The sequence below is a fragment of the Streptomyces endocoffeicus genome (genome assembly GCF_016741935.1).
GTDB classification, from domain to species: domain Bacteria; phylum Actinomycetota; class Actinomycetes; order Streptomycetales; family Streptomycetaceae; genus Streptomyces; species Streptomyces endocoffeicus.
On the sequence record NZ_JAERRG010000002.1, the window covers coordinates 322,928 to 340,471 of the forward strand.

Here is a 17,544-nt window from a genome sequence, read left to right on the forward strand (position 1 = left end):
ATCGATGGGTCCGCGGGCGCAAGGTTTGTGACGAGAAGCATGGGTGAGACTCCAATGTCGGATCAGGACAAGATCCTCGACTACCTCAAGCGGGTAACTGCCGATCTGCACCAGACGCGGCAGCGTCTTCGCGAGGTCGAGTCGCAGGAGCCTGAGCCGATCGCGATCGTCGGCATGAGCTGCCGGTTCCCCGGAGGCGTCACGTCTCCGGAGGAGCTGTGGGAGCTCGTGGCCGCGGGCGGTGACGCCATCGCGGACTTCCCCACGGACCGTGGCTGGGACACCGACGCGCTCTTCGCCGACGACCCCGACGAGCAGGGCACCAGCTACACCGACAAGGGCGGGTTCCTCGACGGCGCGGGCGAGTTCGACGCGGCGTTCTTCGGGATCAGCCCGCGCGAGACCCTCGGCATGGACCCGCAGCAGCGGCTGCTGCTGGAGACGTCCTGGGAGGCGTTCGAGCGGGCCGGGATCGACCCGGCCACGCTCCGCGGCAGCAAGGCCGGTGTCTTCGTCGGCACCAACGGCCAGGACTACCCGGAGCTGATGCACACGCTGCCGCAGGGCGTGGAGCAGTATCTGCTCACCGGCAACGCCGCCAGCGTCATCTCCGGCCGGATCTCCTACACCTTCGGCCTGGAGGGCCCGGCGCTCACCGTCGACACCGCGTGCTCGGCGTCACTGGTGGCACTGCACCTGGCCATCCAGGCGCTGCGCAACGGCGAGTGCTCGCTGGCGCTCACCGGCGGTGTCACGGTGATGAACAGCCCGCGCGCGTTCATCAACTTCAGCCGCCAGCGCGGTCTCGCGCCCGACGGCCGCTGCAAGGCGTTCGCGGACGGCGCGGACGGCACCGGCTGGGGCGAGGGCGTCGGCATGCTGCTCGTCGAGCGGCTGTCGGACGCGCGAAAGAACGGCCACAAGGTGCTGGCCGTCGTCCGTGGCTCCGCCATCAACCAGGACGGCGCCTCCAACGGTCTGACCGCGCCCAACGGCCCGTCCCAGCAGCGCGTCATCCGGCAGGCGCTCACCGACGCCCGGCTCACCCCGGCCCAGGTGGACGCCGTCGAGGCACACGGCACCGGCACCAGCCTCGGCGACCCCATCGAGGCCCAGGCCCTGCTCGCCACGTACGGGCAGAACCGGGCCGAGGGCCGCCCGCTGTGGCTCGGCTCGGTCAAGTCCAACTTCGGGCACACCCAGGCCGCCGCCGGTGTCGCCGGAATCATCAAGATGGTCAAGGCCATCGAGCACGGGGTGCTGCCCAGGACCCTGCACGTCGACGCGCCCTCCCGGGACGTGGACTGGGACGCGGGCGCCGTCTCCCTGCTCACCGAGAACACCCCGTGGCCGGAGACCGGCCAGCCGCGCCGCGCGGGCATCTCCTCCTTCGGTGTGAGCGGTACGAACGCGCACACCGTCATCGAGCAGGCACCCGCCGAGGACCGCGAGGCCCCCGGCGATGACACGACGCCCTCGGAGTGGACCGGCATCGGCGGGCAGGTGCCGCTGCTGGTGTCCGCGCAGAGCGCACCGGCGCTGCGCGCCCAGGCCGAGCGGCTCACCGCCCGGTTGCGGGACGACCCGGGCCTCGGCCTGGTCGACCTGGCCCACTCGCTGGCCACCACCCGCGCCGCACTGGACCACCGGGCCGTGGTCCTCACGGGCGAGGGCGGCCGCGACGAACTGCTGCGCGGACTGGCCGAACTCGCCGCGGACGCCCCCTCGGACGCCCCCGCGGGCGGCGTCGTCCGGGACGAGGTCGCCGAGGGCAAGGTCGCGTTCCTCTTCACCGGCCAGGGCAGCCAGCGCCCCGGAATGGGCCGTGAGCTGTACGCGGCCGTCCCGGCCTTCGCCCGCGCCCTGGACGAGGTGTGCGCCGAGTTCGACCAGCACCTTCAGCGGCCGCTGCGCGAGGTGATGTTCGGCGACGACAGCGGGTCGGACGACAGCGGATCGGACGACAGCGGGCTGCTGGACCGCACCGGCTACACCCAGCCCGCGCTGTTCGCCCTCGAAGTGGCGCTGTTCCGGCTGCTGGAGACGTGGGGCGTCAAGCCTGACTTCCTCGTCGGCCACTCCATCGGTGAACTGGCCGCCGCGCAGGTGGCGGGCGTGCTGTCGCTCGCGGACGCGGCGAAGCTGGTGGCCGCGCGCGGCCGGCTGATGGAGGAACTGCCCGCCGGTGGCGCGATGATCGCGATCCAGGCGTCCGAGGACGAGGTGGCGCCGCTGCTCACCGAGCGGGTCTCGATCGCCGCCCTCAACGGGCCGACGTCGGTCGTCATCGCGGGTGACGAGGACGCGGCTGTCGCGATCGCGGCCGGCTTCGAGGCGCGGGGCCGCAAGACCAAGCGGCTCACCGTCAGCCACGCGTTCCACTCACCGCGCATGGACGGCATGCTGGACGCCTTCCGCGAGGTCGCGCGGCAGGTGACCTACGCCCCGCCGGTCATCCCCATCATCTCCAACCTCACCGGCGGTTCGGTCTCCGCCGACGAGATCTGCTCGCCCGACTACTGGGTCCGGCACGTCCGCGAGGCGGTCCGCTTCACCGACGGCATCCGCCGGCTCGAGGAGTACGACGTCGCCACGTATGTGGAGCTGGGCCCCGACGGGGTGCTCTCCGCCATGGCGCAGGACTGCGTCACCGGCGACGGCGCCGCGTTCGTGCCCGTGCTGCGCGGCGACCGCCCCGAGGCCACCGCCCTGGCGGGCGCCCTCGCCCGCGCCCATGTCCACGGCGTGGCCGTCGACTGGGCCGCGGTTTTCGAGGGCTCCGGCGCCCGCCGCGTCGAACTGCCCACCTACGCCTTCCAGCGCGAGCTGTACTGGCCCGAGCCGCCCGGCCCGTGGACCGGCGACGTCACCGCCTCCGGGCTCGGCTCCGCCGACCATCCGCTGCTCGGCGCCGCCGTGTCGCTCGCCGACGGCGCCGGATTCCTGTTCACCGGGCGGCTGTCCCTCCAGACCCACCCGTGGCTGGCCGACCACGCCGTCATGGACACCGTGCTGCTGCCCGGCACCGCCTTCGTCGAGCTGGCCATCCGCGCGGGTGACCACGCGGGCGCGGACGTCCTGGAGGAGCTCACCCTCGAGGCCCCGCTGGTGCTGCCCCCGCAGGGCGGCGTCCAGCTCCAGGTGTCCGTGGGCGCGCCGGACGAGACCGGCCGCCGCTCGCTGACCCTGCACTCGCGCCTGGAGGAGGCCCCCGACGGCACCTGGGGCGAGGGCGACTGGACCCGCCACGCCACCGGTGTGCTCGCCGCCGGCGCCACCACCCCTGACGAGCACCTCACCGCATGGCCCCCGGCCGGTGCCACCGAGGTCCCCGTGGACGGCCTCTACGAATGGCTCGCCGAGACCGGATTCGCCTACGGCCCGGTCTTCCAGGGGCTCCAGGGCGCTTGGCAGCACGGCGACCACGTGTACGCCGAGGTGCGGCTGCCCGAGAGCGCCCGCGCCGAGGCCGAGCTGTTCGGGCTGCACCCGGCGCTGCTGGACGCGGCCCTGCACGCCGTGGGCATCGGCTCCCTCCTGGAGGACACCGAACACGGCCGCCTCCCCTTCTCCTGGAGCGGTGTCCGGCTGCACGCCGTGGGCGCCGCCACGCTGCGCGTCCGGCTCTCGCCCGCCGGTCAGGACGCGGTGGCCGTGCTGGTGACGGATGAGAGCGGCGCGCCCGTCGCCTCCGTCGACTCGCTGCTGCTGCGCCCCGTCTCGCCCGACCAGGTGCACGCCGCGCGCGGCGCCTTCCACGAGGCGCTGTTCCACGTCGAGTGGGCCCACGCGCCGGTCCCCGCCAACACCACCGTCGTGGCCGGGCAGTGGGCGGTGCTGGGCGCCGAACACCCCGAGCTCGCCCTCGCCCTGCCCACCGCCGCCGGATACGCCGACCTGGCCGCGCTCGGCGCGGCCGTGGACGCCGGGGCCCCGGTGCCGCGGGCCGTCGTCGCGCCGTTCTTCGCGGATGACACCGGGCTGCCCGTCGAGACCGCCGTGCGCGAGGCCCTGCACCGCGCGCTGGAGCTGGTCCAGAACTGGCTCGCCGACGCCCGCTTCGAGGGCTCCCGGCTGGTGATCGCCACCCGTGGCGCCGTCGCCACCTCGACGGACGCCGACACCGAGGACCTGGTCCACGCCCCGCTGTGGGGTCTGCTGCGCTCCGCGCAGTCCGAGAACCCGGACCGTTTCGTCCTCGCCGATATCGATGGCCGCGACGAGTCCTACCGTGCGCTCTCCGCCGCCCTGGCCACCGGCGAATCGCAGCTCGCCGTCCGCGCCGGGACCGTGGTCGTACCGCGCCTGGCCAAGGTCGCCGCCGACCCCGAGCAGACCGCCCCCGCCCTCGACCCCGAGGGCACCGCCCTGGTCACCGGCGCCACCGGCACCCTCGGCGGGCTGGTCGCCCGCCACTTGGTGGCCGAGCACGGCATACGCCATCTGCTGCTGCTCAGCAGGCGCGGGGGAGACGCCCACGGCGCCGCCGAACTCGTCGCCGAGCTGCGCGAGTCGGGCGCCGAGGTCACCCTCGCCGCCTGCGACGTGGCCGACCGCGCCGCGCTCGCCGAGGTGCTGGCCGCCATCCCGGCCGAGCACCCGCTGACCGCCGTGGTGCACACCGCCGGTGTGCTCGACGACGGTGTCATCGGCTCGCTGACTGCCGAGCGCGTCGACCGCGTCCTGCCGCCCAAGGTGGACGCCGCGTGGCACCTCCACGAGCTGACGCGCGAGCTGGACCTGTCGGCGTTCGTCCTGTTCTCCGCCGCCGCCGGAACGCTCGGCGGCCCCGGCCAGGCCAACTACGCGGCCGCCAACGCCTTCCTGGACGCCCTCGCCCACCGGCGCCGCGCCCAGGGGCTGCCCGCCACCGCCCTCGCCTGGGGCCTGTGGGCCGAGCGCAGCGGGATGACCGGCGACCTGGACGACGCCGACATCCAGCGCATCACCCGCGCCGGAGTGGCCGCCCTCTCCTCCGAGGAGGGCCTCGCCCTCCTGGACACCGCCCGCGCCGTGGGCGACCCCGCGCTCGTCCCCATGCACCTGGACCTGGCGCCGCTGCGCCACGCCGACGCCACCATGGTCCCCGCGCTGCTGCGCGGCCTGGTGCGGGCCCCCGGCCGCCGGGTGGTCGAGGCGGGCGGCGCCGCCGCCCCCGGCGGGCTCGCCGACCGGCTCCTCGGGCTGTCCGTCCCCGAGCGCGACCGGCTGCTGCTGGAGATCGTCTGCGGTCAGGTGGCCGCCGTCCTCGGCTACGCGGGCCCGGAGGCCGTCGGCTCGGCACGCGCCTTCAAGGAGCTGGGCTTCGACTCGCTCACCGCCGTCGAGCTGCGCAACCGCCTCGGCGCCGTCACCGGCGTACGGCTCCCGGCCACCCTCGTCTTCGACTACCCGACGCCGACCGCGCTCGCCGGATTCCTGCGCACCGAGATCCTCGGCGACCAGGCCGACGAGGCCGCCGCGGCCCCGGCCGCCACCGTGGCCGTCGCCGACGACGAGCCCATCGCCATCGTCGGCATGAGCTGCCGCTACCCCGGCGGGGTCACCAGCCCCGAGGAGCTGTGGCAGCTGGTCACCGGCTCGGTGGACGCCATCTCCGGCTTCCCGACCGACCGCGGCTGGCAGCTGGAGGGGCTGCTGGGCGACGACCCCGAGCAGACGGGCACCAGCGCCACCATCGAGGGCGGATTCCTCTACGACGCGGGCGAGTTCGACCCCGACTTCTTCGGCATCAACCCGCGTGAAGCCCTCGCCATGGACCCCCACCAGCGGCTGCTGCTGGAGAGCTCCTGGGAGGCGTTCGAGCGGGCCGGGATCGACCCGGCGACCGTACGCGGCAGCAAGACCGGCGTCTTCGCGGGCGTCATGTACCACGACTACCTCTCCCGGCTGACCGCCCTGCCGGAGGGCCTGGAGGGCTACCTCGGCACCGGTACGGCGGGCAGCGTGGCCTCCGGCCGGGTGGCGTACACCTTCGGTCTGGAGGGCCCGGCGGTCACCATCGACACGGCGTGTTCGTCGTCGCTGGTGGCGCTGCATCTGGCGGCGCAGGCGCTGCGCAACGGCGAGTGCACGATGGCCCTCGCGGGCGGTGTCACCGTCATGTCCACCCCGGACACCTTCATCGACTTCAGCCGCCAGGGCGGTCTTTCGGCCAGCGGCCGCTGCAAGTCCTTCTCGGCCGACGCGGACGGCACCGGCTGGGCCGAGGGCGTGGGCATGCTGCTCGTCGAGCGGCTGTCGGACGCGGAGAAGAACGGCCACAAGGTGCTGGCGGTCGTGCGGGGCACGGCCGTCAACCAGGACGGTGCGTCCAATGGTCTGACGGCGCCGAACGGCCCCTCCCAGCAGCGGGTGATCCGGCAGGCGCTGGCGAACGCACGCCTGACGGCTGGTGATGTGGACGCGGTCGAGGCGCACGGCACGGGCACCACGCTGGGCGACCCGATCGAGGCGCAGGCGCTGCTGGCCACGTACGGCAAGGAGAAGACCGAGGACCAGCCGCTGTGGCTGGGCTCCATCAAGTCCAACTTCGGCCACACCCAGGCCGCCGCCGGTGTCGCGGGCATCATCAAGATGGTGCAGGCCATGCACCACGGCGTACTGCCCCGGTCGCTGCACCTCGACGAGCCGTCGCCGCATGTGGACTGGGCGGCGGGTGCGGTGTCGCTGCTGAGCGAGGCGCGGGAGTGGCCGGAGACCGGGCGTCCGCGCCGGGCCGGTGTCTCCTCCTTCGGCGTCAGCGGCACCAACGCGCACGCCATCATCGAGCAGGCGCCGGAGACCGAACCGGCCGAGGGCTCCGCGCTTCCGGCCGCCCGGCCGTCCGTGCTGCCGTGGACCGTGTCCGGGAAGAACGCCGACGCGCTGCGGGCGCAGGCCGAGCGGCTGCTCGCCGACCTCGAACAGCGGCCGGACGTCTCCCCGACCGACCTGGCGTACTCGCTCGCGACCTCCCGTGCCGCGCTGGACCACCGCGCCGTCGTGGTCGGCGGGGACCGTGCGGCGCTGATCTCGGGCCTGGAGGCGCTGGCGCGCGGCGAGTCGGCCGCGGGGCTGGTCCAGGGCTCGGTGGCGGACGGCAAGGTGGCCTTCCTGTTCACCGGGCAGGGCAGCCAGCGGCTCGGCATGGGCCGTGAGCTCTACGACGCCTACCCGGTGTTCGCGGAGTCGTTCGACACCGTCTGCGACGAACTGGACGCGTATCTCGAACGACCGCTGAAGACGGTGGTGTTCGGGGACGACGCGGCGGAGCTGGACCAGACAGGGTTCACCCAGCCCGCGCTGTTCGCCATCGAGGTGGCGCTGTTCCGGCTGGTCTCGGAGGCGTGGGGGCTGCGGCCCGACTTCCTCTCCGGGCACTCCATCGGTGAGCTGGCCGCCGCGCATGTGGCGGGTGTGCTCTCGCTCGCGGACGCCGCGAAGCTGGTGGCGGCGCGTGGGCGGTTGATGCAGGCGCTTCCGGCCGGTGGCGCGATGATCGCCGTCCAGGCGTCCGAGGACGAGGTGGCGCCGCTGCTCAACGAGCGCGTCTCGATAGCCGCCCTCAACGGCCCGGCCTCCGTGGTCATCGCGGGCGACGAGGACGCGGCGGCCGAGATCGCTGCCGGTTTCGAGGCGCGGGGTCGTAAGACCAAGCGGCTCACCGTCAGCCACGCGTTCCACTCGCCGCGTATGGACGGGATGCTGGAGGCGTTCCGCGAGGTGGCGGAGGGGCTCGCGTACGAGGCCCCGCGCATTCCGATCGTCTCCAACCTCACCGGAAACGTGGTCTCCGCCGACGAGATCACCACCCCCGACTTCTGGGTGCGCCACGTCCGCGAGGCCGTCCGCTTCCTGGATGGCATCCGCACCCTGGAGGCCCAGGGCGTCACCACCTACCTCGAACTCGGCCCCGACGGTGTGCTCTCCGCGATGGCCCAGGAGTGCGTCACCGACGCCGACGCCGACGCGGCTGCCGGTTTCGCCGCCGCGCTGCGCAAGGACCGCGCCGAGGCCGAGACCGTCGCCACCGCCCTCGCCGCCCTGTACGTCCGTGGTGTGACCCCGGACTGGGCCGCGTACTTCGCCGGGACCGGCGCTCACCGCGTCGACCTGCCGACCTATGCCTTCCAGCACCGCCGCTTCTGGCTGACGTCCCCCGCGGGCTTCGTGGGCGACGTGGAGTCGGCGGGCCTGGACCGGGCCGACCACCCGCTGCTGGGCGCGGCCGTGCCGCTGGCGGACTCCGACGGCTTCCTGTTCACCGGTCGGCTGTCTCTGGAAAGCCACCCGTGGCTGGCCGACCACGCCGTCATGGGCACCGTCCTGCTGCCCGGCACCGCCTTCGTCGAACTGGCCATCCGCGCCGGTGACCAGGTGGGCTGCGACCGGCTGGACGAGCTGACGATCGAGGCGCCGCTGGTGCTGCCCGAGCGTGGCGCGGTCCAGCTGCAGATCGTCGTCGGCGCCCCGCGTCAGGACGGGCACCGCACGCTGGAGCTGTACTCGCGGGCGCAGGACGCGCCCGCCGAGCTGCCGTGGATCCGGCATGCGAGCGGTGTGCTGGTGGCCGGTGGCCCGCGGCCCTCGTTCGACCTGACGGCATGGCCGCCGCAGGGCGCCGAGCCCGCCGAGGTCGAGGGGCTCTACGAGCACCTGGCGCAGGGCGGTTTCGCGTACGGCCCGATGTTCCAGGGGCTGACGGCGGCCTGGCTGCGCGGCGACGAGGTGTTCGCCGAGGTGCGGCTGCCGGAGGACCGCAAGGCCGACGCGGGCGGGTTCGGGCTGCACCCGGCGCTGCTGGACGCCGCGCTGCACAGCACGTTCGCCCGCGCGGACGGCGATGAGCAGGGCCGGCTGCCGTTCTCCTGGAGCGGGGTGTCGCTGCACGCGGTCGGCGCCGACGCGCTCCGGGTCCGGCTGACCCCGGCCGGTGCCGACGGCGTGTCGCTGGAGCTGGCCGACGGCACCGGTGCCCCGGTGGCCTCGGTCGAGCAGCTCGCGCTGCGCCCGGTCTCGGCCGGGCAGCTCGCCGAGGGCCGCTCCGCCGCGTACCACGAGTCGCTGTACCGGCTGGACTGGGCGACCGTGCCGATGTCCACCGAGAGCCCGGCCGCGTCCTGGACGGTGCTCGGCGAGGGCGAGGGCACGCCCGCCCCGCTGACCTCCGGTGCCGCGATCCACGCCGACCTGGACGCGCTGGCCGCTGCCGGGGACGCCCCCGCGTACGTCCTGGCGTACCTCGACCCGCGCGGCGCCACCGGTGACGAGGTGACCGCCGCCGTCCACACCGCCACCCAGCGGACGCTGGCGCTCGTCCGGGCGTGGCTGGCCGACGACCGGTTCGCCGCGTCCCAGCTGGTGCTCGTCACCCGGGGCGCGGTCGCCACCGCGGGCGACGCCGGGACCCACGACCTGCCGCACGCCCCGGTGTGGGGTCTGGTGCGCTCGGCGCAGTCGGAGAACCCGGACCGGCTGGTGCTGGTGGACCTCGACGGCACCGACGCCTCCTACGAGGCGCTGGGCGCCGCGCTCGCCTCCGGCGAGCCGCAGTTCGTACTGCGCCGGGGCGCCGTCCACGCCCCCCGGCTGGCGCGCACCGCCGCCAGTGGGCCCATGGTGCCGCCGCCCGGTGAACCGGCCTGGCGGCTGGACATCCAGGACAAGGGCACCCTGGAGAACCTCACCCTGCTGCCCAGCCCGGAGGCCGCCGCGCCGCTGGAGGCCGGGCAGGTGCGGGTCGCGGTCCGGGCCGCCGGTGTGAACTTCCGCGATGTGCTCAACGCGCTCGGCATGTACCCCGGTGACGCGGGCCTGATGGGCAGCGAGGGCGCGGGAGTCGTCCTCGAGACCGGCCCCGGGGTCACCGATCTGGCGCCCGGCGACCGGGTGATGGGCATGCTGCCCGGCGGCTTCGGCCCGCTGGTGGCTGTGGACCGCCGCATGGTCGTGCCGATGCCGGAGGGCTGGTCGTACGCCCAGGCCGCGTCCGTGCCGATCGTCTTCATGACGGCCTACTACGCGCTGCGCGACCTGGCCGGCCTCCAGGGCGGGGAGTCGCTGCTGGTGCACGCCGCCGCCGGTGGTGTCGGCATGGCCGCCGTCCAGCTGGCCCGCCACTGGGGCGTGGACGTCTACGCCACCGCCAGCCAGGGCAAGTGGGACACGCTGCGCTCGCTGGGGCTGGCCGACGACCGGATCGCCTCCTCCCGCGACCTGGCCTTCGAGGAGAAGTTCCGCGAGGCCAGCGGCGGTCGCGGCGTCGATGTCGTACTGGACTCGCTGGCCCGGGAGTTCGTGGACGCGTCGCTGCGACTGCTGCCGCGCGGCGGCCGGTTCGTCGAGATGGGCAAGACCGACGTCCGGGCGCCGGAGGAGGTCGCCGCCGCCTACCCCGGCGTCTCCTACCAGGCGTTCGACCTCACCGAGGCGGGCCTGGACCGCATCCAGGAGATGCTGTGCGAGCTGCTGGAGCTGTTCCGGCGGGGCGCGCTGCGGGCGCTGCCGATCACCGCGTGGGATCTGCGGCAGGCCCCGGACGCGTTCCGCTACCTCAGCCAGGCCCGCCACATCGGCAAGGTCGTGCTCACCGTGCCCGCCCCGTGGAACCCGGACGGCACGGTGCTGATCACCGGCGGCACCGGCACCCTGGGCGGCCTGGTCGCCCGGCACGCGGTCACCGAGCGCGGTGTACGCCGCCTGGTGCTCACCAGCCGCCGTGGTGAGCAGGCCGCGGGCGCGGCCGAACTCGCCGCCGAGCTGCGCGAGCTGGGCGCCGAGGTCACCATCGCCGCCTGCGACGCGGCCGACCGGGACGCGCTCGCCGCCGTCCTGGCCGACATCCCCGCCGGGCGTCCGCTGACCGCCGTGGTGCACACCGCCGGTGTGCTGGACGACGGGGTGATCGACGCGCTGACGCCGGAGCGGCTGGAGAAGGTGCTGCGCCCCAAGGTGGACGCGGCCGTCAATCTGCACGAGCTGACCCGCGACCAGGACCTGGCCGCGTTCGTGCTGTTCTCCTCGGCGGCCGGGACGTTCGGCGGCCCCGGACAGGCCAACTACGCCGCGGCCAACTCCTTCCTGGACGCCCTGGCCCGCCACCGCCAGTCCCAGGGCCTCGCCGCCACCTCGCTGGCCTGGGGCCTGTGGGCCGAGGCCAGCGGGATGACGGGTGAGCTGGAGGCCACCGACAAGTCCCGGATGACCCGCTCCGGAGTGCTGGGGCTGTCCTCCACCGAGGGCCTGGCGCTGTTCGACGCCGCCCAGGAGGTGGGCGACGCCTTCCTGGTGCCCATGCAGCTCGACCTGGCGCCGCTCACCGGCGCGCCCATCGAGATGGTGCCGCCGCTGCTGCGCGGTCTGGTGCGCGGCGGTACGACCCGCCGCACCGCCGAGTCGGGCGCGGCCCAGGACGGCTCCTCGCTGGTGGAGCGGCTGGTCCGGCTGGACGCGGCCGAGCGCGAGCAGACCCTGCTGGACCTGGTGCGCGCCCAGGTGGCCGTGGTGCTCGGCCATGACTCGCCCGACGCGGTGGAGGCGAGCCGGGCCTTCAAGGACCTCGGCTTCGACTCGCTGACCGCGGTGGAGTTCCGCAACCGCCTCGGCGCCGCCGCCGGGCTGCGGCTGCCCGCCACGCTGGTCTTCGACTACCCGACGCCGACCGCGCTCGCCGGATATCTGCTGGCGGAACTGCTCGGCTCCGAGGCGGCCGCGGCCGTCCCCGCACGGGCCGAGGGCCCGGCGGGCGCCGGGACGGACGAGGACGACCCGATCGCCATCATCGCGATGAGCTGCCGCTTCCCCGGGGATGTGCGCACCCCCGAGGACCTGTGGGAGCTGCTGGCCGAGGGCCGGGACGGCATCGCCCGGCTGCCGGAGGACCGGGGCTGGGACCTCGAGGCGTTCTACGACCCGGACCCGGACCGGCCCGGCACCTCGTACGCCCGCGAGGGCGGCTTCTACTACGACGCCCACCACTTCGACCCGGCCTTCTTCGGCATCAACCCGCGCGAGGCGCTCGCCATGGACCCCCAGCAGCGGCTGCTGCTGGAGACCTCCTGGGAGTCCTTCGAGCGGGCGGGCCTCGACCCGGGGGCGCTGCGCGGCAAGCAGGTCGGCGTGTTCGTCGGCCAGATGCACAACGACTACGTGTCCCGGCTGCACACCGTCCCGGAGGGCGTCGAGGGCTATCTCGGCACCGGCGGCTCCAGCAGCATCGCCTCCGGCCGGGTGGCGTACACCTTCGGCTTCGAGGGTCCGGCCGTCACCGTCGACACGGCGTGTTCGTCGTCGTTGGTGGCGCTGCACCTGGCGGCGCAGGCGCTGCGCAACGGCGAGTGCACGATGGCGCTCGCGGGCGGTGTCACCATCATCACCACCCCCGACGTCTTCACCGAGTTCAGCCGCCAGCGCGGCCTGGCCAGGAACGGCCGCTGCAAGCCGTTCGCCGCGGCCGCCGACGGCACGGCCTGGGGTGAGGGCGTGGGCATGCTGCTGGTGGAGCGGCTCTCGGACGCCCGGCGCAACGGCCACAAGGTGCTGGCGGTCGTGCGGGGCACGGCGGTCAACCAGGACGGTGCGTCGAATGGTCTGACGGCGCCGAACGGTCCGTCGCAGCAGCGGGTGATCCGTCAGGCGCTGGCGAACGCGGGTCTGACGGCTGGTGATGTGGACGCGGTGGAGGCGCACGGTACGGGTACGACGCTGGGCGACCCGATCGAGGCGCAGGCGCTGCTGGCCACGTACGGCAAGGAGAAGTCTCCCGAGCAGCCCCTGTGGCTGGGCTCGATCAAGTCCAACTTCGGCCACACCCAGGCCGCGGCCGGTGTCGCGGGCATCATCAAGATGGTGCAGGCGATGCGCCACGGAGTGCTGCCGAAGTCGCTGCACATCGATGAGCCGTCGCCGCATGTGGACTGGGCGGCGGGTGCGGTGTCGCTGCTGAGCGAGGCGCGGGAGTGGCCGGAGACCGGGCGTCCGCGCCGGGCCGGTATCTCGTCCTTCGGCATGAGCGGCACCAACGCGCACACCATCATCGAGCAGGTGCCGGAGCCCGAGACGGCCGAGGCTTCCGCGCTCCCGCCGGGTGAGCCGTCCGTGCTGCCGTCGGCGCTGCCGTCCGTGCTGCCGTCGGCGCTGCCGTCCGTGCTGCCGTGGGTGCTGTCCGCCAAGACCCCCGAGGCGCTGCGCGCCCAGGGGGCCCGGCTCCGCGCCCATGTGGCCGACCGTCCCGAGCCGTCCCTGGCCGACCTCGGCCACTCCCTGGTCACCTCCCGGGTGCCCTTCGAGCACCGGGCGACCCTCGTCGCCCGGGACCGGGACGCCTTCCTGGCCGGTCTCGACGCCCTCGCCGAGGGCCGCACCACGACCGGTCTTGTCGAGGGCGCGGTAGCCGAGGGCGGCAAGCTGGCCGTCCTGTTCACCGGCCAGGGCAGCCAGCGGCTCGGCATGGGCCGTGAGCTCTACGACGCCTACCCGGCGTTCGCGGAGGCGCTGGACGAGATCTGCGACGCGCTGGACCCGCATCTCGAACGACCGCTGAAGACGGTGATGTTCGGGGACGACGCGGAGCAGCTGGACCGGACCGGGTTCACCCAGCCCGCGCTGTTCGCGATCGAGGTGGCGCTGTTCCGCCTGGTCGAGGCGTGGGGTGTGAAGCCGGACTTCCTCTCCGGCCACTCCATCGGCGAACTGGCGGCGGCCCATGTCGCCGGTGTGCTGTCGCTCGACGACGCCGCCAAGCTGGTGGCCGCCCGTGGCCGGCTGATGCAGCGGCTGCCCGCCGGTGGCGCGATGATCGCCGTCCAGGCGTCCGAGGACGAGGTGACCCCGCGGCTCGGCAAGCGCGTGAGCATCGCCGCCGTCAACGGCCCGACCTCGGTCGTGGTCGCGGGCGACGAGGACGCGGCACTGGAGATCGCGGCGGCCTTCGAGGCGGAGGGCCGCAAGACCAAGCGGCTCACCGTCAGCCACGCGTTCCACTCGCCCCACATGGACGGCATGCTGGACGCCTTCCGCGAGGTGGCGCACGAGGTGACGTACCAGCCCCCGCGCATCCCGATCGTGTCCAACCTGACCGGTGCCGTGGTCTCCGCCGAGGAGATCATGACGGCCGACTTCTGGGTGCGCCACGTCCGCGAGGCCGTGCGCTTCCTGGACGGTGTCCGGACGATGGAGGCCCAGGGCATCACCACCTACCTGGAACTGGGCCCCGACGGTGTCCTGACCGCCATGGCCCAGGACTGCGTGACCGACGCCGACGCGGCCGCCTTCGCCGCCGCGCTGCGCAAGGGCCGCCCCGAGGCCGAGACGCTGCTCACGGCGATCGGCACCGCCCATGTCCGGGGCGCCGCCGTGGACTTCGGTCCGCTGTACGCCCCGTACGGCCCGCGACTGGTCGATCTGCCGACGTACGCCTTCCAGCGCCGCTCGTTCTGGCTGGACGCCGGACCGGTCGGCGGCGACGCCACCGCGATCGGCCTGCACGCGGCGGGCCACCCGCTGCTGGGCGCCGCCGTGGAACTGCCCGATTCGGACGGCATCGCCTTCACCGGACGGCTCTCCCTCCAGACCCAGCCCTGGCTGGCCGACCACGCCGTCATGGGCACGGTGCTGCTGCCCGGCACCGCCTTCGTGGAACTGGCCCTGCGCGCCGGGGACCACGCGGGCTGCGACCGCCTCGACGAACTCACCCTGGAAGCCCCCCTGATCGTCCCGGACCAGGGCGCCATCCAACTCCGACTCTCCCTCGCCGCCCCCGACGACACCGGCCGCCGCGCGCTGACCCTGCACTCGCGTGCCGAGGGCGCCCCGACGGACGAACCGTGGCTGCGCCACGCAACGGGAGCGCTGGCGGCGTCGGACGCCACGACCCCGTCGTTCAACCTGACAGCCTGGCCCCCGGCGGAAGCCGAAAGGGTCGAGGTAGAGGGCCTCTACGAGGGCCTGGCCGATTCGGGCTTCGCCTACGGCCCGGTCTTCCAGGGCCTGACGGCCGCCTGGCGGCGCGGGGACGAGGTGTTCGCCGAGGTACGCCTGCCGGAGGACCGCAAGTCCGACGCGAGCGCGTTCGGACTCCACCCGGCGCTACTGGACGCGGCCCTGCACGCACTCGGTCTGGCCGCGGCCGAAGAGGGCAACGGCCAGGGCCGCCTGCCCTTCTCCTGGACCGGAGTATCCCTGCACGCGGTGGGCGCCTCGGCCCTACGCGTGCGGCTGGACGGCACGGCCACGGGCACGGTGACCCTGGAGCTGGCCGACACCACAGGCGCCCCGGTGGCATCGGTCGAGGGCCTGGCCCTCCGCACGATCTCCCCGGACCAGCTCGCCGCAACCCGCCCCGGCGGCCCCTCCGACTCCCTCTTCCGCCTGGACTGGGTGCCGGTGGCGGCCCAGTCCACCGAGGTGACCCCCAACCACTGGACGGCAGTAGGCCCCGACACCCTGGGCCTCCAGCCCTACGCGGATCTGGACAAGCTGGCAGAGGCGGTCGCCTCCGGCACGCAGCTCCCGAAGTACGTCGTGGCTGACCTGGCAGCCCAGGGTCAGGCAAATCAAGCCCGTCCGGCGCTTGAGGACACGCCCGAAGGGCGCCCGGGCCCGCACTCGCACGGTGCGGCATCTCCAGCCCGTCCGGCGCTCGAGGACCGGGGCTCGGGGGCGGAGCCTTCGGCTGGTGCGGCATCTCCAGCCCGTCCGGCGTTTGAGGACCGGGGTCCTGGGGCGGAGCCCCAGGTTTCGGGGAGGGGCGGGATTGGGGAAAGCCCCTCACCGGCCGACGCGGCGCACCGAGCCACCACCCACACCCTGGCCCTCCTCCAGCAGTGGCTGGCCGACGACCGCTTCACGGACGCACGCCTGGTCCTGCTGACCACGGGAGCCGTAAGCACCGGCACGGACACCGGCACGGACGCCCCCGCCCCCGACCCGGCCCAAGCCGCCATCTGGGGCCTGGCCCGCTCCGCCCAGGCGGAAAACCCGGACCGCATCGTCCTCGTGGACACCGACGGCAAGGGCAAGCCCCAAGACACCCTGGTCACTGCCCTCGCCACAGCCGAACCCCAGATCGCGATCCGCGAAGGCGCCCCCCGGGCGCCAAGGCTGGCACGGGCCACCGTGGCGGCGACGGACCAGGAGACCCCGGCGTTCGACCCCGAGGGCACGGTCCTGATCACCGGCGCCACCGGCACCCTGGGTGCGCTCTTCGCACGCCACCTGGTGGCCGAGCACGGCGTACGCCACCTACTCCTGCTCAGCCGCCGCGGCCAAAACGCCCCCGGCGCCGCCGAACTCACCACCGAACTCACCGAGTTGGGCGCAGAAGCACACTGGGCAGCCTGCGACGCGGCCGACCGAAACGCCCTCGCCGAGGCCATCGCGGCCATCCCCGCCGACCACCCCCTCACCGCCGTGATCCACACGGCAGGCGTCCTGGACGACGGAGTGATCGGCTCGCTCACCCCCGAGCGCCTGGCCACCGTGGCCCGCCCGAAGGCACACGCGGCGTGGAACCTGCACGAGCTGACGCAGGACGTGGACCTGTCCGCGTTCATCCTGTTCAGCTCGGCCGCAGGCGTCTTCGGCGGCCCCGGCCAGGGCAACTACGCGGCGGCCAACGCCTTCCTGGACGCCCTTGCCCAGCACCGCCGCGCAGGCGGCCTGCCCGCCACCTCCCTCGCCTGGGGCCTGTGGTCGGTGGCCGGAGGCATGGGCGGTGAGCTGGACGAGGCCGAGATCGCCCGCATCCGGCGCGGCGGCGTCGGCGTGCTCACGGCCGAGAGCGGCATGGAACTGTTCGACGCCGCACTGAGCGCCACACAGGGCGTCGCACAGGGCGCCGCACAGGGCGCCGCACAGGGCTCGGACGAGCCCCTCCTCGTACCGCTGCCGCTCGACATGGCCGCCCTCAGGGCACAGGCGGGCAGCGGCATGCTGCCCGCGCTCTTCCGCGGCCTGGTCCGGGCCCCCGCGCGCCGCGCGGCGGAGTCCGCGGCGGCCGCCGCGGCCGGTGCCGAGGCGCTGCGCGAGCGGCTCGCCGGGCTCTCCGGGCCCGAGCGCGAGGAGGTGCTGCTGGAGCTGGTCTGCGCCCAGGTGGCGGCCGTCCTCGGCTACCCGGGCCCGGAGACGGTCGACCCGGCCCGCTCGTTCAGCGAGGTCGGCTTCGACTCGCTGACCGCGGTCGAGCTCCGCAACCGTCTCAACGCGACGACCGGAGTCCGCCTCCCGGCGACGCTGGTCTTCGACTACCCGACCCCCAACGCACTGGTCGAGTACCTGCGCGGCGAGATCCTGCCGGACGACGCGTCGGCGGTCACCTCGCTGCTCGCGGAGCTCGACGGGCTGGAGAAGTCCCTGGCCCTGGCCGGGGCGGCCGGGGCGGCCGGGGCCGCCCCGGACGACGAGGGCCGGAGCAGGGTCACCGCACGGCTCCAGGCCCTGCTCGCGCAATGGAATGACGACCGAGGACCGGAAGACGGCGCCGGAGTCGCCGAGGAGCTGGAGTCCGCCACGGACGACGACCTCTTCGACTTCATCGGCAAGGAATTCGGGATCTCCTGAAGTGAC

At 74.2% G+C, this 17,544-nt stretch carries 1 protein-coding gene; it reads left to right on the forward strand.

Annotated features, from left to right (window positions below):
- The first annotated feature begins 54 nt into the window (after positions 1–54).
- Positions 55–17,538, forward strand: a complete 17,484-nt coding sequence (locus JK364_RS08935) for a type I polyketide synthase (protein WP_201849375.1) — start codon at positions 55–57, stop codon at positions 17,536–17,538.
- The last annotated feature ends 6 nt before the right edge of the window (positions 17,539–17,544 follow it).

Bases quoted from the DNA above. Each gene is read 5' to 3' on its own strand.
- JK364_RS08935 (WP_201849375.1), top strand. From the start codon at position 55: ATGTCGGATCAGGACAAGATCCTCGACTACCTCAAGCGGGTAACTGCC.